This window comes from Cryobacterium cheniae (assembly GCF_004403395.1).
Lineage (GTDB): Bacteria > Actinomycetota > Actinomycetes > Actinomycetales > Microbacteriaceae > Cryobacterium > Cryobacterium cheniae.
Genome location: NZ_SOGN01000008.1, coordinates 87155 through 107205, shown reverse-complemented (window position 1 = coordinate 107205; position 20051 = coordinate 87155). Strand labels below are relative to the sequence as shown.

21 protein-coding genes and 1 tRNA gene are annotated in these 20051 nt (G+C 69.2%); 9 read left to right on the top strand and 13 right to left on the bottom strand.

The features are described 5' to 3' along the window. Positions 1-57 precede the first annotated feature (57 nt). Both E3T23_RS01315 and E3T23_RS01310 read left to right on the top strand, forming a co-directional pair. Positions 58-1323 carry a mechanosensitive ion channel family protein gene (locus E3T23_RS01315; protein WP_134368615.1) on the top strand — a complete coding sequence of 422 codons (1266 nt, stop codon included), beginning with the start codon at positions 58-60 and terminating at the stop codon, positions 1321-1323. Next, a complete protein-coding gene (locus E3T23_RS01310) occupies positions 1313-1771 on the top strand; it encodes a globin (protein WP_134368614.1) in 459 nt (152 codons plus the stop codon). The genes E3T23_RS01315 and E3T23_RS01310 overlap by 11 nt, the downstream gene beginning before the upstream one ends. 131 nt (positions 1772-1902) lie before the next feature. Here the strand turns inward: E3T23_RS01310 and E3T23_RS01305 are convergent, their stop codons facing one another. The 4 genes from E3T23_RS01305 to gabT are packed head-to-tail and all read right to left on the bottom strand — an operon-like array spanning position 1903 to position 7595. After that, entirely contained in the window at positions 1903-3273 is a 1371-nt protein-coding gene (locus tag E3T23_RS01305; protein WP_134368613.1) for a flavin monoamine oxidase family protein, read from the bottom strand. Positions 3274-3327: 54 nt separating this feature from the next. Continuing rightward, a complete protein-coding gene (locus E3T23_RS01300; RefSeq protein ID WP_134368612.1) occupies positions 3328-4791 on the bottom strand; it encodes an NAD-dependent succinate-semialdehyde dehydrogenase in 1464 nt (487 codons plus the stop codon). Between the two features lie 54 nt (positions 4792-4845). Next, positions 4846-6237 carry a Glu/Leu/Phe/Val family dehydrogenase gene (locus E3T23_RS01295; RefSeq protein WP_134368611.1) on the bottom strand — a complete coding sequence of 464 codons (1392 nt, stop codon included), beginning with the start codon at positions 6235-6237 and terminating at the stop codon, positions 4846-4848. Next, positions 6234-7595 carry a 4-aminobutyrate--2-oxoglutarate transaminase gene (gene gabT / locus E3T23_RS01290; RefSeq protein WP_134368610.1) on the bottom strand — a complete coding sequence of 454 codons (1362 nt, stop codon included), beginning with the start codon at positions 7593-7595 and terminating at the stop codon, positions 6234-6236. Before gabT ends, E3T23_RS01295 begins: the two co-directional genes overlap by 4 nt. 144 nt (positions 7596-7739) lie before the next feature. Between gabT and E3T23_RS01285 the strand changes: the two genes are divergently transcribed. Next, a complete protein-coding gene (locus E3T23_RS01285; RefSeq protein WP_134368609.1) occupies positions 7740-9302 on the top strand; it encodes a PucR family transcriptional regulator in 1563 nt (520 codons plus the stop codon). Between the two features lie 78 nt (positions 9303-9380). Next, complete coding sequence (locus tag E3T23_RS01280) at positions 9381-10427, top strand: nitronate monooxygenase (protein ID WP_134368608.1); 1047 nt, start codon at positions 9381-9383, stop codon at positions 10425-10427. A gap of 45 nt (positions 10428-10472) precedes the next feature. Here E3T23_RS01280 and E3T23_RS01275 read toward each other — a convergent pair whose 3' ends face one another. After that, entirely contained in the window at positions 10473-11150 is a 678-nt protein-coding gene (locus E3T23_RS01275) for a DUF8185 domain-containing protein (protein ID WP_134368607.1), read from the bottom strand. 90 nt (positions 11151-11240) lie between these two features. Here E3T23_RS01275 and E3T23_RS01270 point away from each other — a divergent pair, with 90 nt between their 5' ends. Continuing rightward, positions 11241-12104 (top strand): acyl-CoA thioesterase, encoded by an 864-nt coding sequence (locus E3T23_RS01270; protein WP_134368683.1) that lies wholly within the window; start codon positions 11241-11243, stop codon positions 12102-12104. 63 nt (positions 12105-12167) lie between these two features. Then, complete coding sequence (locus E3T23_RS01265; RefSeq protein ID WP_134368606.1) at positions 12168-12581, top strand: QcrA and Rieske domain-containing protein; 414 nt, start codon at positions 12168-12170, stop codon at positions 12579-12581. Positions 12582-12613: 32 nt separating this feature from the next. On the opposite strand, the gene E3T23_RS01260 is transcribed toward E3T23_RS01265, so the two are convergent. From E3T23_RS01260 to msrA, 5 genes are all read right to left on the bottom strand, one after another. Further along, positions 12614-13108, bottom strand: a complete 495-nt coding sequence (locus E3T23_RS01260; protein WP_134368605.1) for an acyl-CoA thioesterase — start codon at positions 13106-13108, stop codon at positions 12614-12616. 8 nt (positions 13109-13116) lie between these two features. Then, positions 13117-14799, bottom strand: coding sequence for an energy-dependent translational throttle protein EttA (gene ettA / locus E3T23_RS01255; RefSeq protein WP_134368604.1), 1683 nt, complete (start codon positions 14797-14799; stop codon positions 13117-13119). Positions 14800-14804: 5 nt separating this feature from the next. Beyond that, on the bottom strand, positions 14805-15332 hold the full coding sequence (locus E3T23_RS01250) for a DUF6993 domain-containing protein (RefSeq protein WP_241977494.1): 528 nt from the start codon (positions 15330-15332) through the stop codon (positions 14805-14807). 54 nt (positions 15333-15386) lie between these two features. Beyond that, positions 15387-15869, bottom strand: a complete 483-nt coding sequence (locus E3T23_RS01245; protein ID WP_134368603.1) for a single-stranded DNA-binding protein — start codon at positions 15867-15869, stop codon at positions 15387-15389. Between the two features lie 193 nt (positions 15870-16062). Continuing rightward, positions 16063-16584, bottom strand: a complete 522-nt coding sequence (gene msrA / locus E3T23_RS01240) for a peptide-methionine (S)-S-oxide reductase MsrA (protein WP_134368602.1) — start codon at positions 16582-16584, stop codon at positions 16063-16065. A gap of 17 nt (positions 16585-16601) precedes the next feature. On the opposite strand from msrA, the gene mgrA reads away from it, so the two are divergent. From mgrA to E3T23_RS01225, 3 genes are all read left to right on the top strand, one after another. After that, the gene (gene mgrA / locus E3T23_RS01235; RefSeq protein ID WP_134368601.1) at positions 16602-17609 is read left to right on the top strand and encodes an L-glyceraldehyde 3-phosphate reductase; all 1008 of its coding nucleotides are present in this window, start codon (positions 16602-16604) and stop codon (positions 17607-17609) included. A 104-nt stretch (positions 17610-17713) separates the two neighbouring features. After that, positions 17714-17953: a hypothetical protein gene (locus tag E3T23_RS01230; RefSeq protein ID WP_134368600.1), complete on the top strand. Its 240-nt coding sequence runs from the start codon at positions 17714-17716 to the stop codon at positions 17951-17953. 72 nt (positions 17954-18025) lie between these two features. Further along, a complete protein-coding gene (locus tag E3T23_RS01225) occupies positions 18026-18724 on the top strand; it encodes a hypothetical protein (protein WP_134368599.1) in 699 nt (232 codons plus the stop codon). A gap of 58 nt (positions 18725-18782) precedes the next feature. Here E3T23_RS01225 and nadE read toward each other — a convergent pair whose 3' ends face one another. From nadE to E3T23_RS01210, 3 genes are all read right to left on the bottom strand, one after another. Beyond that, positions 18783-19604, bottom strand: a complete 822-nt coding sequence (nadE, locus tag E3T23_RS01220) for an ammonia-dependent NAD(+) synthetase (protein ID WP_134368598.1) — start codon at positions 19602-19604, stop codon at positions 18783-18785. Positions 19605-19659: 55 nt separating this feature from the next. Further along, a tRNA-Arg gene (locus E3T23_RS01215) sits at positions 19660-19732 on the bottom strand. A 42-nt stretch (positions 19733-19774) separates the two neighbouring features. Next, positions 19775-20035 carry a YbbN family protein gene (locus tag E3T23_RS01210; protein ID WP_134368597.1) on the bottom strand — a complete coding sequence of 87 codons (261 nt, stop codon included), beginning with the start codon at positions 20033-20035 and terminating at the stop codon, positions 19775-19777. Positions 20036-20051 lie beyond the last annotated feature (16 nt).

Below are 20051 nucleotides of genomic sequence, written 5' to 3'. Positions count from 1 at the left end.
CCACCGCGGCAGGGCCCTCAGCTTTCGCCGCCGGATGCTCTGTAGACTCGTTTCGATATGGACTTTGACGCTATCTGGCTTGAACTGAACCAATTCTTCGCGATCGACCTGTGGCTCAAGGTCATCAACATCGTCGTCATCATCATCGGCGCGCTGGTGATCCGCTGGGTGCTGCGCTTCGTGATCGATCGCGTGGTGCAGCAGATCGTGACGGGGGTGAAGAAGACCCAGAACGTCGACGACACGCAGTCGCTGAACGTGTCGCCGCTGGCCGCCGTGCGGGTCGTGCAGCGCACCCGCACCCTCGGTTCGGTGCTCTCGAACATCATCAACGTGACCCTGCTGATCGTGACGATCCTGTTGATCGTCAATATCGTGAACAAGGACATCCTCGGCTCCTTCGCCCTGCTCACGGCCGCCCTCGGCGCCGGCCTCGGTTTCGGTGCCCAGAACATCGTCAAGGACATCCTCAACGGCCTGTTCATGGTGGTGGAAGACCAGATCGGCGTCGGCGACATCGTCGACGTGGGCTTCGCCTCCGGCGTCGTCGAGACCGTGGGCATCCGGGTCACCCAGGTGCGTGACGTCGACGGCACCCTGTGGTTCGTCCGAAACGGCGAGATCCTGCGCGTCGGCAATATGTCCCAGGGCTGGGCGCGCGTCATCATCGACCTCGCCATCCCCTACTCGTCGGATGTCGAGGCCGTTCAGAACGAGCTGCTCCGCGTGGCCAAGGCCCTCGCTTCCAGCCGCAAATGGCGCCCCGTCATCCTCGAAAAGCCCGAAATCTGGGGTCTCGAGTCGATCTCCGCCGAGGCCCTCGTGGTGCGCCTCGTCGTGAAGACCCGCGTGGCGGCGAAGTGGGACTTCGCCCGCGACCTGCGCCTGCACTTGAAAAAGGCTCTCGACGGCATGGGCATCGGGCTGACCCCCCTCAACAGTGTTGTCATGGCCGGCACGGATGGCGCGATCACCGCCGGTTCCGACCCCGGCTCCGAGCAGACACCCGATGCGGCCGCGGCGGCCGCCGCGGCCATGCCCGACGTCGCCACCGCCGCGTTCACCGGCCCCATCCCGGTGCGGAAGAACAAGGCGCCGCGCGCACCGCGCCGGCCCAAGAACGCCGGGATCGCCCTGCTCCGCACGACGCAGTCCCGCGATGCTGAGCCGGACACCGCGCAGCCGGGCACGGCCCAGGCGGTACTGCCACCGGAGACGCCCCGGACCCTCACTTCCAAGTCCACGGCGCCCAAGGCCCCGACGCCACCGACCGAGGCAGCCACGCACACGGCACCAGATCCGGAGATCCGCGATGACGAATGACGCCACCACCCCCACGCCTGCCCCGTCCGGCACAGTCCATCTGCGTGACGGTGAGAACGGTGCCTGTATCGGCGCCACGTTCTACGAGCAGGTCGGCGGAAAGCCGTTCTTCGAAGAGCTCGTGAACGAGTTCTACCGCGGCGTCGCCACCGACCCGGTGCTGAAGCCGATGTATCCGGAGGACGACCTGGGGCCGGCCGCCCAACGCCTGACCCTGTTCCTCGAGCAGTACTGGGGAGGCCCGGGCACCTACAGCGAGCAGCGCGGCCACCCCCGCCTACGCCAACGGCACCAGCCGTTCAAGGTCAACCCGGATGCCCGCGACCGCTGGCTCCACCACATGCGCGCCGCCGTCGACAAGGCCGCTCTCCCCCCGCTGCAGCGGGACCAGCTCTGGGACTACCTCGAGCGCGCGGCCTTCGCGATGCTCAACACCTTCGACGACTAACAGCTCCGCGCCGGTTCCACCGCACGCTGGCGGCGCACCCTGCGTAAGCGGGCGCACGTTCTACCGTGCACCCGTTTCCGTAGGGTGAGCCGCAGGCGGATACCGAGCCGGCGGATGCCGCCGCGCGGGTCCTAGGCGCCGAGCCCGGCGACGATCTCCGCGGCCGTTTCGCGTCCCATCCGAATGGCGCCGTCGACGTGCTGGTAGCCCTTTCCGGCGAGGTCGCTGCAGGAGAAGAAGATCGGGCCGACCGGGGTGCGCAGGTCGGCTCCGAAACGGGCCAGCCCGCCCAGGTCGAAGCTGGCCGCGTAGGCGCCGCGAGTCCACTCCTCGGTGCCCCAGTCGCTCTCGTAGTAGACCACGGGCGTCAGGGCCTTCTCGCCGAAGTAGTGCGAGAGCGAGGTCAGGATGGCCTGCTTGCGCTCCTCGGCCGAGACGGTGAACACGCCGTCGGCGGCCTCGTCGGAGACGAAACCGACCAGGGTGCCGCGCGGGTCTTCGAAGTTGGTGTTGTCGTAGGCCTCATGGGAGAGCTCGTAGGGGCTGAAAGCCGTGCCGGAGAGGCCGTCTTCCCGCCAGAACGGGGTCTCGTAAACCGCGTGCACCTTGATCACGAAGCCCATCGAGAGGTGCTGGTGCATCATCTGCTGGCGGCGCGGCAGCGGCGGGTCGAACGAGATCCGGGTGTAGAGCACGGGTGGCACGGCCACGATCACGCGGCGCGCGCGCACCTCGAGGTCGTCGGTGAGCACGGTCACGCCGGCGTCGCCCCAGCGCACGGTGCGTGCGGCCTGACCGAGGAAGACGTCGTCGCCGAGGTTCTCGGCGAGCAGGATCGGCACCCGCTGCAGGCCGCCCACGACTCGTTCGTCGAGGATGAAGTCGGCGTCGACGAGGTTGCTGAAGCTGCCGGCGCTGGCCGCCATCAGCAGCGCCTGCAGGGTGGAGAAGGCGTGGGCCGGTTTGGTCAGCATGGCCCCCGCGATGAACAGGCTGATGTTGTCGCGCGCCTCCTGATCGTCGGTCGCCTCTTCGAGCCAGCGGCGAAAGGAGATCTGGTCCAGTTCCACCGCGCGCGGGTGCGCCCAGGGGCGGTCGGGGTCCATCTCGGAGACGAGCTCGTCGAGGGTGGCGATCAGGGCCACCATCTCGCGCTCGGTGTCGGCCGAGACCGGGAAGATCTCCCCCTGGAACCGGGTGCGCTCCCCCGCCGCGTTGATGTAGACGCTCTCGCCCTCGCGGTACCGCGCGAAGGTTTCCAGGCCCAGCTCGGCGATGGTCTCCTTGAGCGCGTCCTGGTCGGGCGAGACCCACTGTCCGCCGATCTCGAGCATGGCACCGTCGATGTCGTCGGTGTGCAGCCGGCCGCCGACCCGGTCGCGGGCTTCGAGCACGGCCACGGTCAGGCCGGCCTTCCTCAGCTCGGTCGCGCCGGTCAGGCCGGCTGCGCCGGCGCCGATGATGACGATGTCACGTTCGATGATGCTCAAGGAGTGCTCCATTGTGTTCTTCTGCTGGGTGGAGGAATGGACGGGGTGGCGCCGGTGGCGCACCGGTCAGGAGACCGGGATGAGGGTGTATTTCGTGGACAGGTACTCCTGGATGCCCTCGAGCCCGCCCTCGCGGCCCATACCGGACTGCTTGACCCCGCCGAACGGTGCGGCCGCGTTGGAGACAAGGCCCGTGTTCAAGCCCATCATTCCGGTTTCGAGGCTGGCGATCATCCGCTGCCCGCGGGCGAGGTCCTGAGTGAAGACGTAGCTGATCAGGCCGTATTCGGTGGAGTTGGCCAGGCGGACGGCCTCGGCCTCGTCGGCGAAGGTGACGATGCCGACGACCGGACCGAAGATCTCCTCGGTCAGGATGGCGCTGGCCGGGGCCACGCCGGTCAGCACGGTGGGCTCGTAGAAGCTGCCGGGCCCTGCGGGGCGTTTGCCGCCGGCGAGCAGGGTGGCGCCGTGGGCCAGCGCGTCCTGCACGAGGGCGTCGGTGCCGGCGACGGCCGCCTCGCTGACGAGCGGGCCGATGGTGACGCCGGTTTCGGTGCCGCGGCCGATCTTCATCGCGCCGACGCGCTCGGTGAGGCGGCTGGCGAATTCGGCGGCGATGGACTCCTGCACGATGAAGCGGTTCGCCGCGGTGCAGGCCTGGCCGATGTTTCGGAATTTGGCCAGCATCGCGCCTTCGACGGCCTTGTCCAGGTCGGCGTCCTCGAAGACGACGAACGGGGCGTTGCCGCCGAGCTCCATCGAGGTGCGCAGCACGCCCTCGGATGCCTGCTGGATGAGCTTGCGTCCCACGGCGGTCGACCCGGTGAAGCTGAGCTTCCGCAGCCGGGGGTCGGCGATGATCGGCCCGGCCACGGCGGAAGACGTCGACGTGGTGATCACGTTGACGACGCCGGCCGGAACGCCGGCGTCTTCGAGCAGCTGCACGAAGAAGAGGGTGGTCAGCGGGGTCAGCTCGGCGGGCTTCACGACGACCGTGCAGCCGGCGGCGAGCGCGGGGGCGATCTTGCGGGTGGCCATCGCCAGCGGGAAGTTCCACGGGGTGATCAGCAGGCACGGACCGACCGGGTGCTGAGAGACGACCATCGTGCCGGTTCCCTCCGGGTTCAACCCGAAGCGACCGCTGATGCGCACGGCCTCCTCGCTGAACCAGCGCAGGAACTCGCCGCCGTAGGTGACCTCTCCGTTGGCCTCGGCGAGAGGCTTGCCCATCTCCATGGTCATCAGCAGCGCGAAGTCGTCGCGGCGTTCCTGCAGCAGGTCGAAGGCCCGGCGCAGGATCTCGGCCCGGACACGCGGCGCGGTGGCCGCCCACGACTCGGCCGCCTCGACGGCCGCATCGAGGGCCCGGATGCCGTCGGCGGCATCCGCGTTCGCAATGCGCTTGAGCACGGCACCGGTCGCCGGGTCGGTGACCTCGATGGCGTCGCCGCCACCCTGCTGCCAGGTGCCGTTGATGTAGAGGCCGTCCGGGACGCGGGCGAGGAGTTCGGTTTCACGAGTGGACACGATGAGTCTCTTTCCGATGCGATGCGGGAGATACGGGTGGTGAAATGCGGGTGTCGCTTAGGGGTACAGGCCGCGCAGCAGGTGCGCTTCCGCCACCCTTTCCACGGCGAGCACGGTGGCTGCGGCGCGCAGGGACAGGTTCTTGGCGGCCGCGTAGTCGACGACCTGGTGCCAGGCCGCCAGCATCCGCTCGGCGAGCTTGTGCTCGACCTCCGCAGCGTTCCACCAGTATGCCTGATTGCCCTGTACCCACTCGAAATAGGACACGATGACGCCGCCCGCATTGGCGAGGATATCGGGCACGACGAGCTGCCCGTTCGCGGCGAAGATGAGGTCGGCCGCGGGCGAGGTGGGCCCGTTGGCGCCCTCGACGATGACCCGGGCCGTGACCCGGGCCGCGTTGCCCGCGTGCAGCACTCCCTCGACGGCGGCCGGCACGAGCAGGTCCACGTCGAGTTCGAGCAGCAGGTCGCCGTCCAGCGGTTCCGCGCCGTCGAAGCCGTCGACCCGACCGGTGGCCGCGACGTGCGCGCCGAGGCGCTCGAAGTCGAGCCCCTGCGCGTTGTAGACCGCGCCGTACTGGTCGCTGACGGCCACCACGCGCACGCCGGCCTCGGTGAGGAACACCGCGGCGTCGTGGCCGACCTTGCCGAAGCCCTGCACGGCCGCGGTGGCCCCGTTCACCCGGAGGCCGCGGTGCGTCAGCGCCGCGAGGGCGATGTGGGTGACCCCGCGGGAGGTGGCGCTGGCCCGCCCGTGCGATCCGCCGAGGCTGATCGGTTTGCCGGTCACGATTCCGGGCACCGTGTAGCCGACGTTGACCGAGTAGGTGTCCATGATCCAGGCCATGGTGCGCTCGTCGGTGCCCATATCGGGGGCCGGGATGTCCTTCTCCGGGCCGATGATGGGGAGGATCTCGCTCGTGTACCGGCGGGTGACCCGCTCCAGCTCCGCCTGGGAGTACAGTCGCGGGTCGATGGTGACCCCACCCTTTGCTCCGCCGTAGGGCACGTCGAGCAGGGCGCACTTCCACGTCATCCACATGGCCAGGGCCCGCACCTCGTCCAGGGTGACGTGGGGGCTGTAGCGGAGGCCGCCCTTCGCGGGGCCGCGGGACAGGTTGTGCTGCACCCGGTAGCCGGTGAACAGGCAGGTGCTGCCGTCGTCGCGGCGCAGCGGCACGGCGACGGTCAGTTCGCGGCGCGGGGTGGCAAGCAGGGAATGCAGGCCCGAGCCGTAACCGAGCACGCCGATGGCGGCGGTCAGCTGCGACCGGGCGTCGTCCAGCGGGGTGGCCGGCGGGGTCGCCGTCGCGGCGCTCAGTGTGGTCGTGGCGGCGGGCAGTGTGGTCGTCGCGGCGCTCAGTGTGGTCGTGGCGGCGGGCAGTGTGGTCGCGAGCGGTCGGGTGAGCAGGGTGGTGGCCGCCGGAACGGTGTCGACGAGGCTCATGCGGCCGCGAACACGCTGCTCAGCACCTGCAGGCCCTCGACCAAGAGGTCGTCCGGGATGCTCAGCGGCGGCAGGAAGCGGATCACGTTGCCATAGGTGCCGCAGGTGAGCAGCACGACGCCCTGCGCATGGGCGGCCGCCACGACGCGGCCGGTGAGGGCGGCATCCGGGTCTCCGGTAACCGGGTCGACCAGTTCGATCGCGATCATGGCACCGCGGCCACGCACATCGCCCACACGCTTGTCGACGGCACGGATGGCGTTCAACCGCCCGGTCAGGATGGCGCCGATTTCGCGGGCGCGCTGGGCCAGGTTCTCGGTCTCGTAGCTGCGCATGGTGGCCAGGGCCGCGGCGCAGGCGAGCGGGTTTCCGCCATAGGTGCCGCCGATGCCGCCGACCTGGGGGGCGTCCATGATCTCGGCACGGCCGGTGACGGCGGAGAGCGGCAGCCCACCGGCGATGCCCTTGGCCAGCACCATCAGGTCGGGGACGATGCCCTCGTGGTTGCTGGCGAACAGGTCGCCGGTGCGGGCGAAGCCGGTCTGCACCTCGTCGGCGATGAAGACGACCCTGTTGGCGCGGCACCAGTCCACCAGGGTGGGCAGGAAGCCGGGCGCGGGCACGATGAAGCCGCCCTCACCCTGGATCGGCTCGATGATCAGGGCGGCCAGGTTGTCGGCGCCGATCTGCTTCTCGATCTGGGTGATGGCGCGCCGGGCGGCCCCGACCCCGTCGAGACCGGCGTCGCGGTAGGGGTACGAGGTGGGTGCGCGGTAGATCTCCGCGGCAAAGGGGCCGAAGCCGTTCTTGTAGGGCTGGTTCTTCGCGGTGAGGCCCATGGTCAGGGTGGTGCGGCCGTGGTAGGCGTGGTCGAACGCGACGACGGCCTGCTTGCCGGTGTAGTGGCGGGCGATCTTGACGGCATTCTCCACGGCCTCGGCGCCGGAGTTGAACAGGGCGCTGCGCTTGGCGTGGTCGCCGGGGGTGAGCCGGTTGAGCGTCTCGGCCACCTCGATGTAGGAGTCGTACGGCGTGACGGTGAAGCAGGTGTGCGTGAACTGGGCCAGCTGGGCGGCCACGGCTGCGACGACCTCGGGGGCGCTGTTGCCGACGCCGGTCACGGCGATGCCGCTGCCGAGGTCGATCAGGGAGTTGCCGTCGACGTCGACGAGTACGCCGCCGCCGGCCGCGACGATGTAGACGGGCAGGGTGACGCCCACCCCGGCGGAAACGGCTTCAAGCTTGCGACGGCTGAGCTTCTGGGACTTCGGGCCGGGGACGGCGGTGACGAGGCGGCGTTCCTGGGGAAGGGTCGGACCGCCGACCGGGATCAGGGGAAGGGCGTCTACGAGGGTCATGGCTGCTCCTGTTTCTCTGCCGGTGCATCGGCGTGAGGCCGGCGACGATGCCGCTTCCAGAAGGCTACGCAGGGCGACCGTCCGCGCGATCCGCCACCATGTACAACTCACCGGGAACCTTTCGCCACGTTGTACACTCGTCCCATGGCTTCGAACCTGGCCCCGCCGCTTCTGCCCACCCTGCGCCGCCTGCTCGCCCAGCCCGGCCTGGAACTGCGACTGCTCACGCCCGAGTGGCAGCTGCCCGCGCACGCGCTCGACCAGCCCGTGGAATGGGTGCACAGTTCCGACCTCGCCGACCCGACGCCTTTCCTCTCCGCCAGCCAGGTGCTGCTCACCACCGGCACCCAGTTCGCCGACCCGACGACGGATGACTACTACCGCGACTATGTGTGCCGGCTCACGGCCCGCGGAATCGCCTGCCTCGGCTTCGGCACCGAGGTCGTGCGCGCCGGCACCCCGGACGCCCTCGTGGCGGCCTGTCTGGCCGAGGGACTTCCCCTGGTCGAGGTGCCCTACGAGACACCGTTCATCGCGGTGGCCCGCGCGGCCGGCGACCTGGTCGCCGAGTTGCGCTACGCCCGCAACACCTGGGCGCAGGGCGCCCAGCGCGCCATTTCGCACGCGGCCCTCCGCCCCGACGGCCTGAGCAACATCCTCAGCGAGCTGTCCCGGCAGCTGGGCCACTGGGTCGCGCTCTTCGACGCGGGCGGCGCGCTCGACCGGGTCTTCCCCCGGGATGCGTTCTCCGGTGCCGACGCCTCCCCCGCCCTGCGGCAGGTGCAGGCGGAGGCCGGCCGGCTGCTCCGCCGCGGGCAGCGCGCCGGCACCACCCTCGACGAGGGCGGCGAGACCCTGACCCTGCAGACTCTCGGCCGGCGCGACCAGCTGCGCGGGGTGCTGGCCCTCGGTGGCGTCACCCTGCTCGACCAGGCCAGCCAGCACGTGGTGACCAGCGTCATCGCCCTCGCCGGGCTGGCGCTCGAGCAGAACAGCGCCCAGGGACGCGCCCGCGGGCACCTGCGGTCCGGACTGCTGCAGGCGCTACTCGGCGGCGACCTGCCGCTGGTGCAGAGCGTCTCCGGCGAGCTCTGGGGTTCCCTCCCGGCCGAGCCGGTGCGGGTCGCCGTCGTCTCCCCTCCCCCCGAACGCCTGGACGCCCTCGCCGAGCTGCTCGAACTGCGGGTCGAGGAGCGCCCCGGTCACCTGTTCTTCGCCCGTGACGGCCGGCAGGTGCTGCTCATCGTCGATCCCGCCGCCGACCCGCTGCTCGCCGAACTGGTGGACTTCGGCCTGCACGTGGGCGTCTCCGACCGGAGCGACTACCGCTCGCTGCCGCACGCGGCCGCCCAGGCCCGGCAGGCGCTCGAGCGCGCCCACGAGGGTGCGGCCGGCATCGTCGAATTCGAGGTCATCTCCCGGCAGGGGGTGCTCGCGTTCCTGGCTCGAACGGATGCCTCGGAGGTCGGCCGAGCCACCCTCCGACCGCTCGCCGACCACGATGCCGCGCACGGGACGGCACTCCTCACGACCCTGCGCGTGTGGCTCGAGCACAACGGCCAATTCGGCCCGGCGGCGACGGAACTCGGCGTGCACCGGCACACCGTGCGCGGCCGGATCAGCCACGCCGAGCAGCTGCTCGGCCGCGATCTGGGAGCCTTCCACGCCCGCGCCGACCTCTGGGCGGCGCTCCTGGCGGCGGGCTAGCTGTACCGCTAGCTGTACTGCTGGCACGGACACGCCATACGAACTGCGCAACACGCACCCAAACACCGGGGAGAGACCATGTTCAGCCTGACAGACCTTCGCATTCCGATCATCGCCGCGCCCATGGCCGGTGGCGCCTCCACCCCGGAACTGGTTCGCAGCATCACCGAGGGAGGCGGCCTCGCCTTCCTGGCTGCCGGGTACAAGCATCCGGATGCGATGGCCCGGCAGATCACCGACGTGAAACAGGGTTCCCGGCGGCCGTACGGCGTGAACGTGTTCGTTCCCGCGCCGCCGATGACCGACCGGTCCGGAGTCGACGCCTACCGCCTGGAACTGGAGGCAACCGCGGTGGAACACGGTGTGGAATTACCCCCGACACGGGTCTCGGACGATGACTGGTTCTCCGACAAGGTGGCCCTTCTCATCGAGTACCGGGTCCCGGTGGTGTCGTTCACCTTCGGGTTGCCGCCGGCCGCGGCGGTGGACGGGCTGCACGCCGTCGACGCGTGCGTGATCGCAACGGTCACCTCGCTTCCGGAGGCGGCCCTGGCCGCGGCACGCGGAGTCGACGTGCTCTGCGTCCAGGGCCCGGAGGCGGGAGGTCACCGGGCGACGTTCACGACGATCGAAGAACCGGAGACCACTCCCCTGCCGGAACTGGTCTCCGCCGTCCGGCGCCTGTCGCGGCTACCGCTCATCGCAGCCGGAGGCATCCACTCCAGTGCCGGGATCACGGCGCTCCTGGCCCGCGGCGCGGACGCCGTGCAACTGGGCACGGCGTTCCTCCGCACCGTGGAATCCGGCGCCCAGCGGGCGCATAAGGACGCCCTCGTCGACCCGAGATTCGATCACACCGTGGTCACGCGAGCGTTCTCCGGGCGTCCGGCACGCGGGCTGCGCAACGCGTTCATCGCCGCGCACGACGCCACCGCTCCCCGCGCGTATCCCCAGGTGCACCACCTCACCAGTGGCCTCAGAGCGGATGCGGGTCGGCGCGGCGACGCCGACGGGCTCGCCCTCTGGGCCGGCACCGGGTTCCGGTCCGCCCTCGACGCACCGGCGTCCGTCGTGCTCGCCCGGCTGTGGCAGGGCACGCGCGGCCGGCGGATTGAGTCCGCGTAGCCCGATGATGCGCGGTCAGCGGCTCAGCGGCGGCTCAGCGGCGGCTCAGCGGCTCAGCGACCAGGGCTTACGACGCACGAGGATGTGTCCGCGGCTCGTGCTCAGCCGGGTCCACAGGCCCGTCTCGAACAGGCGCACGGGTTCATCCTTCGGCAGGAAGCCGAGGCTGACGGCCGCGAAGGCGGCGCCGGCCGGCACGATCTCCAGGCCCGGGATCGGACGGCTCCAGACCTCGGAGCGCACCCGTTGCACGATCTGCCCGCCGGTCCCGGTCGGGATGACGGCGGCGACCTCCTCGATACCGGCCTGGGCGGCCGCGTCGAGCAGCGCGGCATCCGTTTCACCCAGCAGTGCCCAGCCGCCCTGGGGCGGCGAGATGCCGGCCCAGGTCACCGTGGTCACTTCGAGGGGAACGGTGACGACCACCGGCGCTTCCTCCGTCTGCACGGCCGCGGTGAGGCGGGCGAGCCGGTCCAGCAGGGAGCGCACCGGGACGACCGCGTCGAGCTCGACCGGCGCGGTGAGCGCGAAGGTGCGCAGGCCCAGCACGGTGGGGCTGGAGTCGAGGAGACCGCGCGGATAGAGGATCGCGGTGTAGACGGCGAGCACCCCTGCGGCCTGGATCAGGCGCACGGAACCGTCCTCCACCCGGCCGGCACGGGACAGGTAGACCTGGAGGTCGCGAAGGGACAGGGAGTCTGGGAGAGAAAATGACTTACTCATCTGCTCCTAAACTACCAAGGTACGGCGCGCGTCACAGCGATGCCCGCGCCTTGACCGTCACGCGCCTGAGGAGGCCCCATGGACTCGCCGATGGAAGGCCTTATGGCCGCCCTTGACCTCACCGACACGGGCGCCCGCACCAGCGAGGACATCTTCACCGGGCCGTCGCAGTGGATGCCGCTCGGCCGCGTGTTCGGCGGTCAGGTGCTCGCCCAATCGCTGGTCGCCGCGATGCGCACGGTGCCCGACGACCGCCACGTGCACTCGATGCACGGCTATTTCCTGCGCCCCGGCGACGTGGGCCAGCCGATCACCTTCTCTGTCGACCGCATCCACGACGGCCGTTCGTTTTCAACCCGCCGCACGCAGGCGTACCAGGACGGGCGCCCGATCCTGTCGATGATCGCCTCCTTCCAGGATGACGATGAGGGCCTCGAGCACCAGATCGAGATGCCGGCCGATATGCCCGACCCGGAGTCCCTGCCGACGACCGCGGATTCCCTGGCCCAGGTCGACCACTCCATCGCCCGCTACTGGGCGAACGAGCGGCCGTTCGACATGCGACACCTGCCGTCGCCGATCTACCTCAAGGTCGACGGCGAGCACACCTCCCGCCAGGCCGTGTGGATGAAGACCATGGGCCCGCTGCCCGACGACCCCGACCTGCACCGCGCCGCCCTGGCGTACGCCAGCGACTACTCGATCATGGAGCCCGTCATGCGCCGCCACGGCGTGGCCTGGGCCACCCCGGGCCTCAAGGTCGCGAGCCTGGACCACGCCATGTGGTTCCACCGCTTCGGGCGCGTCGACGAGTGGATGCTGTACGTTCAGGATTCCCCGACCGCCCAGGGCGGACGCGGCCTCGCCACCGGCAGCATCTACAGCCGCGAGGGCCTGCTACTGGCCACCGTTGCGCAGGAGGGCATGCTGCGCGCGCCCACGAACACGGAGTAGCATTTTTTCCAGGCTGTGAACGCCTCTGAACGCCTCTGAACGTCCGCCCGATCGAGGAGAACCATGACGAACGCCACCGACATCTCCCGCCGTACCGCGCTCCTTCTCGGCACGGCCGGCACCGCCGTGGTCCTGGCCGGCTGCAGCACCGATGCCGCCGAGGACTCCGGCTCCGCCGGAAACGGCCCGGTTGAGTTGGCCAAGCTGGCCGACATCCCGGTGGGCGGTTCCATCGAGGCTTCCCTCGACGGCAAACCCATCCTGATCAGCCAGCCCGAGGCCGGCACCGTGGTCGCGTTCAGCGCTATCTGCACCCACCAGGGCTGCGTGGTCAAACCGGTGAAGGACGAGTTCGACTGCCCGTGCCACGGCTCGAAGTTCGACCGTGAAACCGGCGAGGTCCTCGCCGGACCGGCCTCCGCCCCGCTGGCGCCGGTGAAGGTCACCGTCACCGGCGACGCCATCACCGCCGGCTGAGACGGCCTGGGTTCGGGCCGCGTTGGCCCGGCTTACTCCGACGGCACGGTCGCGCGGCGGGTGAACCGGATGGGCTCGTCCACGTACGGCGTCCACGCGGCGCGCTCGACCTCGTTGATCTTGCGGGGCCGCTCGGTCGCGGCGTCCACCAGCACGATCGTGGTGCTCGCCTGCGCGAAGAGCACCGCCGGCTCCAGCCCGACCGGAGTCCAGACCTCGTAGCAGACCTCGAGGCTGGCTCCGCCGAGTTTACCGAGCCAGAGGCGGATGTCCAGAGGCTGCCTCAGGTACGGGATCGGGGCCAGGTACTCGGCCTCCATTCGCGCGATCAGGGTCAGCGTCGCCGCTCCCGGACGCCCGTCGAGCACCGCGGTGCCGGCGAACGCCCCGGGGCCGGCGCCGTCCTCATCCGGCCAGAATGCCTGGATGCGCGCATCCTCGAGCACGCGCAGCAGCTCGGCGTTGTTGACGTGGCCGTAGGCATCCAGGTCTGACCAGCGCAACTTCACCGGAACGTGCAGCTTCATCGGGGGCCCTAGTCGCGGGTCAGCTTGCGGTACGCGGAGCGGTGCGGCTTCGCGGCATCCGGACCGAGGCGTTCGATCTTGTTCTGCTCGTACGACTCGAAGTTGCCCTCGAACCAGTACCAGTTTGCCGGGTCTTCGTCGGTGCCCTCGTAGGACAGGATGTGCGTGGCGATCCGGTCTAGGAACCACCGGTCGTGAGTGATGACCACGGCGCAGCCGGGGAATTCGAGGAGCGCGTTCTCGAGCGACCCGAGAGTCTCGACGTCCAGGTCGTTGGTGGGCTCGTCGAGCAGCAGCAGGTTGCCACCCTGTTTGAGGGTGAGTGCCAGGTTGAGGCGGTTGCGCTCTCCACCGGAGAGCACGCCGGCCTTCTTCTGCTGGTCGGGACCCTTGAACCCGAAGGTGGACACGTAGGCCCGCGACGGGATCTCGGTCTTGCCGACCTGGATGTAGTCCTGGCCGTCGGAGACGACCTCCCAGAGGGACTTGTTCGGGTCGATGCCGGCGCGGCTCTGGTCGACGTAGGAGATGTCGACGGTTTCGCCGATCTTCAGTTCGCCCTGGTCGAGCGGCTCGAGTCCGACGATCGTCTTGAACAGCGTGGTCTTGCCCACGCCGTTGGGGCCGATGATGCCGACGATGCCGTTGCGCGGGAGGGTGAAGGAGAGGTCCTCGATGAGGACGCGGTCGCCGAAGCCCTTCTTGACCTTCTTGGCGTCGATGACCTGGGCGCCGAGGCGCGGGCCGACCGGGATCTGGATTTCTTCGAAGTCGAGCTTGCGGGTGCTCTCGGCGGCCGCCGCCATCTCTTCGTAGCGCGCGAGGCGCGCCTTCGACTTGGCCTGGCGACCCTTCGCGTTCGAGCGCACCCATTCGAGCTCGTCCGCGAGCCGCTTGGCCATCTTCGCGTCCTTCTTGCCCGCGATCAGCAGTCGCTCCTGCTTCTTCTCGAGGTACGTCGAGTAGTTGCCCTCGTAGGGGTACAGGTGGCCACGGTCGACCTCGGCGATCCACTCGGCCACGTGGTCGAGGAAGTACCGGTCGTGAGTGACGGCGAGGACGGCGCCGGGGTACTGGGCCAGGTGCTGCTCGAGCCAGAGCACGCTTTCGGCGTCGAGGTGGTTGGTGGGCTCGTCGAGGAGGAGCAGGTCGGGCTTCTGCAGCAGCAGCTTGGTCAGCGCCACCCGGCGCTTCTCACCACCGGAGAGGTCGGCCACGGGATAGTCGCCCGGCGGTGTGCGGAGGGCGTCCATGGCCTGCTCGAGCTGCGAGTCGAGGTCCCACGCGTCGGCGGCGTCGATGGCTTCCTGCAGGGTGCCCATTTCGGCCAGCAGCGCGTCGAAGTCCGCGTCGGGTTCGGCCAGCGCGAGGCTGATCTCGTTGAACCGGTCGACCTTGGCCTTGATCGGGCCGACCCCCTCCTGCACGTTCTCGAGGACCGTCTTGGTCTCGTCGAGTTCGGGCTCCTGCATCAGGATGCCGACGGAGTAACCGGGTGAGAGCTTCGCCTCACCGTTGCTGGGGGTGTCCAGTCCGGCCATGATCTTGAGGATCGTGGATTTTCCCGCGCCGTTCGGCCCCACGATACCGATTTTGGCGCCGGGGAAGAATGACATGGTGACGTCGTCGAGGATCAGCTTGTCGCCGACCGCCTTGCGAGCGCGGACCATCGTGTAGATAAATTCAGCCATAGTGCTTACCAGTCTATTTGCCGCGTGGCCCCGACCAGACACGTTCCTGATGCGAGGATCGCCGTGACCGCACTGTGGTACCCGCCGGTGGCCGGTCCGTTCTGCCCGATCAGGCATTGCCCGTTGAACCGCACGGAGAACTGGATCGAGTCCGCGGCCAGGTCGACGTTGGTCTCGTCGAAGGTGACTTCCATCTGGGCCTTGTCGAAACCCGCGGCCACCAGCGCGTCCACGAACGCCTGCCCGCCCGCGGCGCCGTCGGCGGCCACGACCGCCGTCGCGACGCTGTCGAAGTAGGCCAGGTTCGCCGTGGCGTCTTTCTCGGGCTGCAGCACCGGCGCGGGCGCCGGGGTTGCGCTCGGGGTCGGAGTGGCCGCCGCCGGGACCGTGGCCGGCGGTGTCCCGGCAGGCACGGCCGTGCAGGCCGCCAAGGACATGCTGACGGTCAGGCCGAGCAGGAGCGCGCTCCCGCAGCGTCCGAAACGGATGCCGGTTCGTTGTCTCCGGGTTTCCTGATCTGATGGTGCCGGCACGTGATCCTTCCGCGACCGCGGTGCGGTCAGACATCCGAGTCTGCCAGATGTCCGCTAGGAATCGACCCCGACCAGTGCCGTGGCCTCTGCCTCCCCGCTCAGCCGGGGTTCGTCATCGCCATCGGCCGGAAGGAAGCCGTCCGAGGGTTCGGCCGGCTGTGCCGCCGCCGCCACGCCGGGCGGAGGCGAGCGCTTGTAGACCGTGCGGCACCAGGCGAGGTCGTGCCCGACGGTGTCGGCTTCGACCTCGACCGAGGTGCCGTTTCGGTCGGCGTTCTCCCAGGGCCGGATGCGCAGCCGCCCGGACACGACGACGTGCTCGCCCTTCTGCACGGAGCTCACCACGTTGTGGGCCAGTTGCCGGAAGGAGGAGACCGTGTACCAGTTGGTCTCGGCGTCGACCCAGCTCTGCTTCACCCGGTCGAAGCGCCGTTGGCCGGACGCCAGCCGAAACGTGGTGATGGCCAGTCCCGAACTGGTCACGAGGTGACGAGGCGTGGTGGCTACGATTCCGGTCACGGTGATGCTGTCGCTCATTGCGGTCTCCCTCATCCAGCGGGTCCCGGACGAATGCCCGGAACACGCGACCTGGGAGCGACGGCTCGTGCCTGTCTCCGCCGCCCCGGATCGCGTTCTCCGAGTGTGCGGCGGCAGAACGGCACGCGGGTGCGGCATCCGGATCCTGTGCCGAATGACGTGCTCGCGTGCCTGGGGAGGGACGGGCGCGCTGCTAGCGGAGGTACTCGGCGTAGGACTTGCGGATCTTGTTCACCTTGGGCAGGGCAACGGCCATGCAGTAGCCCTGACCGGGGTTCTTGGCGAAGAAGTCCTGGTGGTAGTCCTCGGCCACGAAGTACTCGCCGAGTGGCTCGATCGTGGTGACGATGCCGTCGCCCCACCATTCGGCGGCCCGGGTGCGGGCGGTTTCGAAAAGCTGCTTCTGCTCGTCGTCGATGAAGAACATGGCCGAGCGGTACTGGGTGCCCACGTCGGCGCCCTGGCGGTTCAGCTGGGTCGGGTCGTGCAGCGTGAAGAACACGTCGAGGATGACGCCGGCCGGGATGACCTCCGGGTCGAACGTCACGGCGATGGCCTCGGCATGGCCGGTACGGCCAGTGCACACCGACTCGTACGTCGGCTTCGGCGCGTCGCCCCCGGTATACCCGGAGACCACCGCGCTCACGCCACGCAACACCCGATACACAGCATCGAGACACCAGAAACATCCACCCGCGACCACAAAAGTTTGCACGCACCTAGAGTAACGGCATGACCTTCGTTCCCGCTCCGAACCGCTATGCCGAGATGACCTACCGCCGCACCGGACGGAGCGGCCTCAAATTGCCGGCCCTGTCTCTCGGCCTCTGGCACAACTTCGGCCACGAACGCCCGATCGAGACCCAACGCGCCATCCTGCGGCGCGCCTTCGACCTGGGGGTCACCCACTTCGACCTGGCCAACAACTACGGCCCTCCTCCCGGGGCGGCCGAGACCAATTTCGGCCGCATTTTCGCCGAGGATTTCCGCGCCTACCGGGACGAGATGATCATCTCCAGCAAGGCCGGCTACGACATGTGGCCGGGCCCGTACGGCGATTTCGGCTCCCGCAAGTATCTGCTCTCCTCCCTCGACGCGAGCCTGGGCCGGCTTGGGGTCGACTACGTCGACATCTTCTACTCCCACCGTCCCGACCCGGAGACTCCCATTGAGGAGACCATGGGTGCCCTGGCCTCGGCGGTGCAGCAGGGCAAGGCCCTCTATGCGGGCATCTCCAGCTACACCCCCGAGCAGACGCGGGCAGCAGCGGCGGCACTGGCCGAGCACAAGATCCCGCTGCTGATCCACCAGCCGCGCTACTCGATGTTCGACCGCCACGTCGAGGACGGGCTCTTCCCGGTGCTCGACGAGCTCGGCATGGGCAGTATCGTCTTCTCGCCCCTGGCCCAGGGCCTGCTCACGGACCGCTACCTGGGCGGAACCATCCCGGCCGGCTCGCGGGCCGCCACGAGCAACTCCCTCTCGGAGACCATGCTCACCGGCACCTATCTGGACCGCGCCCGCGCCCTCGATGCGATCGCCGCCGAGCGCGGCCAGACGCTGGCGCAACTGGCGGTCACCTGGATCCTGCGCCAACCGTCGGTGACCAGTGTGCTGGTCGGTGCGAGCAGCGTCAACCAACTCGAGCAGACCGTGGCCGCACTCGACGCCCCGGCTCTGACCCAGGGCGAGATCGACGCGATCGAACCGTACGCCGTGCACGGCACCGGCCTGGGCTAGCGAGGTGCAGAACGGGCCTGTGCGGCAGTACCGGGAGCAATGTCGGTGGCTCTCCGTAACCTAAAGGGACCATCACCCACGAACGGTCGACCGCGGAGGATTCCATGTCCATACCAGCGTCAACGGCACCCCGTTTGCCGGTCATCCGGGGCCTGTCGCTCGTTCCCGTGAAAGACGGCCTCTGGCGGGTCTCGAACCCGTCCGGCATGGTTCTCGGGCACATCGAGCGGCGCACCGACGCCGACGGCGACCGGTTCTCCGCTCGCCGCCTGCTCGCCGCCACCCGAACGATGAACGTCGGTTCGTTCTGGCGCATCGACGACGCGGCCGACTGCTTCCGCTGACTGCACGGATCCTCCGCAGGGCACGCCGCGCCGCTCCCGCAGATCGGGGCGAGACGCCGGTAAAGTGCGCTCATGCAGTGGTGGAATAGTTTCGTATCCTGGCTCACGGCAGCCAGCAATCAGACCATGGTTTTCAGCGCCGTGGTGCTCATCGTTTCGATCGTCGTCGCCAGCCTTCTGGCGGCGCTGATCGCGCGCGAGGCGATCAGGCGTCTCCTCGTGCAGAATGACCGGGCGCTCAAGGCGGCAGTGATCGGAACCCTCGTGGATGCCGCGACCGAGGCATCCGTCTGGAACTCGCTCACGCCGCAGGAACAGGTCATGGCGGACCGCGCGGTCGGCCAGGCCGACGTGCAGCTCCGCCTCCTGCCGATCAAGGGTTCGGGCGTCGCCGCGAACTGGGCCGCGCATCAGCTCGCTGAGCTCAAGCGCACCTCGGCCACGTTCGGCTATCAGCTCGAGCCCGCGCTGGTCGAATTCCGGGACCGTCTGGTCGAATGGCAGGAGAAGCCGGGCCGCACCCGCAAGATCTTCCAGAGCGACCTCGACCGGTGGAGAGTCTCCAAGAACAGCACGGAGAAAAACCTCCTTGCCGAGCAGGATGCCTGGACGGCCCAGCAGCACCACGACCAGTACGCCGCGGAGCCGGCCGCACCCGCACCCGCCCCGCTCCAGTACCCGTCCGAAACGACCTCGCCGTCGACGGAGACCCAGCGCCTCCTCGACGACGTGCAGGCCCTCGAGGTGCGCCCCACCCCGTTCCAGAGCTAGTCAGACCTCAGCCGCCGCCGCGCTCCCGAGTGAGGCGGCGGCTGAGGTTTTTAACGAGTCAGCGCCACCACTCGTCGAACATCGATGCCGGCACCCGACGCTTGTGGTCGGTGCTGAGGTAGCGTTTCTCGATCGCCTCCGCGACGGCGTCTGCGACGGGCAGCCCCTCCAAAAAATCGTCGATCTGCTCGTACCGCAATCCCAGGTTGGCCTCGTCGGTCTGGCCGGGGTTGTCGTCGAGAAGGTCGGCGGTCGGCGCTTTCAGGTACAACCGGTCCGGCGCCCCGAGCTCGACCAGCAGCGCGCGCCCCTGACGCTTGGTCAGTCCATTCAGCGGCAGGATGTCCGTGCCGCCGTCGCCGTACTTGGTGAAGAATCCGGTGACCGCCTCGGCGGCGTGGTCGGTTCCCACGACGAGCAGACCGGCCGATCCGGCGAGGGCGTACTGGGCGATCATGCGCATCCGGGCCTTGACGTTTCCCTTGTCGAAGTCGGGTAGCGGGCGGCTCGTCGCGTCGGCGAATTCCGACTCGATGCCGTCGACGGCGGCGGCGATGTCGAAGGTGACGGTCGAAGTGGGCCGAATGAACTCGAGGGCGAGCTGCGCATCCTCTTCGTCCCGCTGCACCAGGTAGGGCAGGCGCACGGCCTGGAACGTCACTGGATGTCCCCCCTGAGCCAGTTGCTCCACCGCCAACTGGCAGAGGCGGCCGGCCAGACTGGAATCCTGGCCCCCGCTGATGCCGAGAACGAGTCCCTTCGCACCGGTTCGCACCAGGTAGTCCGCGAGGAACTGCACCCGGCGGCGCACCTCGGAGGCGGCGTCGATCCTCGGGGACACGTTCAGCTCGGCGATGATTCGCGCCTGTAGTTCTCGCATCCCGCAAATCTACCAAGCCGACGGATCGCGAACGGGATTCCCGGGTGATGTGGAGTGCCCCCGGTAGGAATCGAACCTACGACAAGCGGATTAGAAGGCCGCTGCTCTATCCACTGAGCTACGGGGGCGAAACAACGTCCAACGATACCGCAGACCCGGCCCGTCGGCGCTCACACAGCCTTCGCGGCCGCGACGAGCACCTGGGCGAGAGTGGGCACACCGGTGGCCCGGAAGACTTCAGCCCCGGTCGCGTCCCGAATGATCACGGTGGGGGTGATTCGGATGCCGGCCGCCTCCGCCTCCGCGACGTCCCGCACCACGTCGAGTTCGCGCACCGAGGCCAGGGGAACCAGGCGTTCGACCTCGGCCAGGACCGCCCGGGTCTGCATGCAGGGCTCACAGAAGGCGGAGGAGAAAAACGTCAATTCCATTCTCGGTAGTCTACGG

What these genes read in the sequence shown, in the direction of transcription:
- E3T23_RS01280 (WP_134368608.1), top strand. Translation starts at nt 9,381, where the DNA reads ATGTTCAGCCTGACAGACCTTCGCATTCCGATCATCGCCGCGCCCATG.
- nadE (WP_134368598.1), bottom strand. Translation starts at nt 19,604, where the DNA reads ATGCGAGAACTACAGGCGCGAATCATCGCCGAGCTGAACGTGTCCCCG.
- E3T23_RS01260 (WP_134368605.1), bottom strand. Translation starts at nt 13,108, where the DNA reads ATGAAGCTGCACGTTCCGGTGAAGTTGCGCTGGTCAGACCTGGATGCC.
- E3T23_RS01230 (WP_134368600.1), top strand. Translation starts at nt 17,714, where the DNA reads ATGTCCATACCAGCGTCAACGGCACCCCGTTTGCCGGTCATCCGGGGC.
- E3T23_RS01265 (WP_134368606.1), top strand. Translation starts at nt 12,168, where the DNA reads ATGACGAACGCCACCGACATCTCCCGCCGTACCGCGCTCCTTCTCGGC.
- mgrA (WP_134368601.1), top strand. Translation starts at nt 16,602, where the DNA reads ATGACCTTCGTTCCCGCTCCGAACCGCTATGCCGAGATGACCTACCGC.
- E3T23_RS01210 (WP_134368597.1), bottom strand. Translation starts at nt 20,035, where the DNA reads ATGGAATTGACGTTTTTCTCCTCCGCCTTCTGTGAGCCCTGCATGCAG.
- E3T23_RS01310 (WP_134368614.1), top strand. Translation starts at nt 1,313, where the DNA reads ATGACGAATGACGCCACCACCCCCACGCCTGCCCCGTCCGGCACAGTC.
- E3T23_RS01275 (WP_134368607.1), bottom strand. Translation starts at nt 11,150, where the DNA reads ATGAGTAAGTCATTTTCTCTCCCAGACTCCCTGTCCCTTCGCGACCTC.
- E3T23_RS01315 (WP_134368615.1), top strand. Translation starts at nt 58, where the DNA reads ATGGACTTTGACGCTATCTGGCTTGAACTGAACCAATTCTTCGCGATC.
- E3T23_RS01305 (WP_134368613.1), bottom strand. Translation starts at nt 3,273, where the DNA reads ATGGAGCACTCCTTGAGCATCATCGAACGTGACATCGTCATCATCGGC.
- gabT (WP_134368610.1), bottom strand. Translation starts at nt 7,595, where the DNA reads ATGACCCTCGTAGACGCCCTTCCCCTGATCCCGGTCGGCGGTCCGACC.
- E3T23_RS01245 (WP_134368603.1), bottom strand. Translation starts at nt 15,869, where the DNA reads ATGAGCGACAGCATCACCGTGACCGGAATCGTAGCCACCACGCCTCGT.
- E3T23_RS01270 (WP_134368683.1), top strand. Translation starts at nt 11,241, where the DNA reads ATGGAAGGCCTTATGGCCGCCCTTGACCTCACCGACACGGGCGCCCGC.
- ettA (WP_134368604.1), bottom strand. Translation starts at nt 14,799, where the DNA reads ATGGCTGAATTTATCTACACGATGGTCCGCGCTCGCAAGGCGGTCGGC.
- E3T23_RS01225 (WP_134368599.1), top strand. Translation starts at nt 18,026, where the DNA reads ATGCAGTGGTGGAATAGTTTCGTATCCTGGCTCACGGCAGCCAGCAAT.
- E3T23_RS01285 (WP_134368609.1), top strand. Translation starts at nt 7,740, where the DNA reads ATGGCTTCGAACCTGGCCCCGCCGCTTCTGCCCACCCTGCGCCGCCTG.
- E3T23_RS01295 (WP_134368611.1), bottom strand. Translation starts at nt 6,237, where the DNA reads ATGAGCCTCGTCGACACCGTTCCGGCGGCCACCACCCTGCTCACCCGA.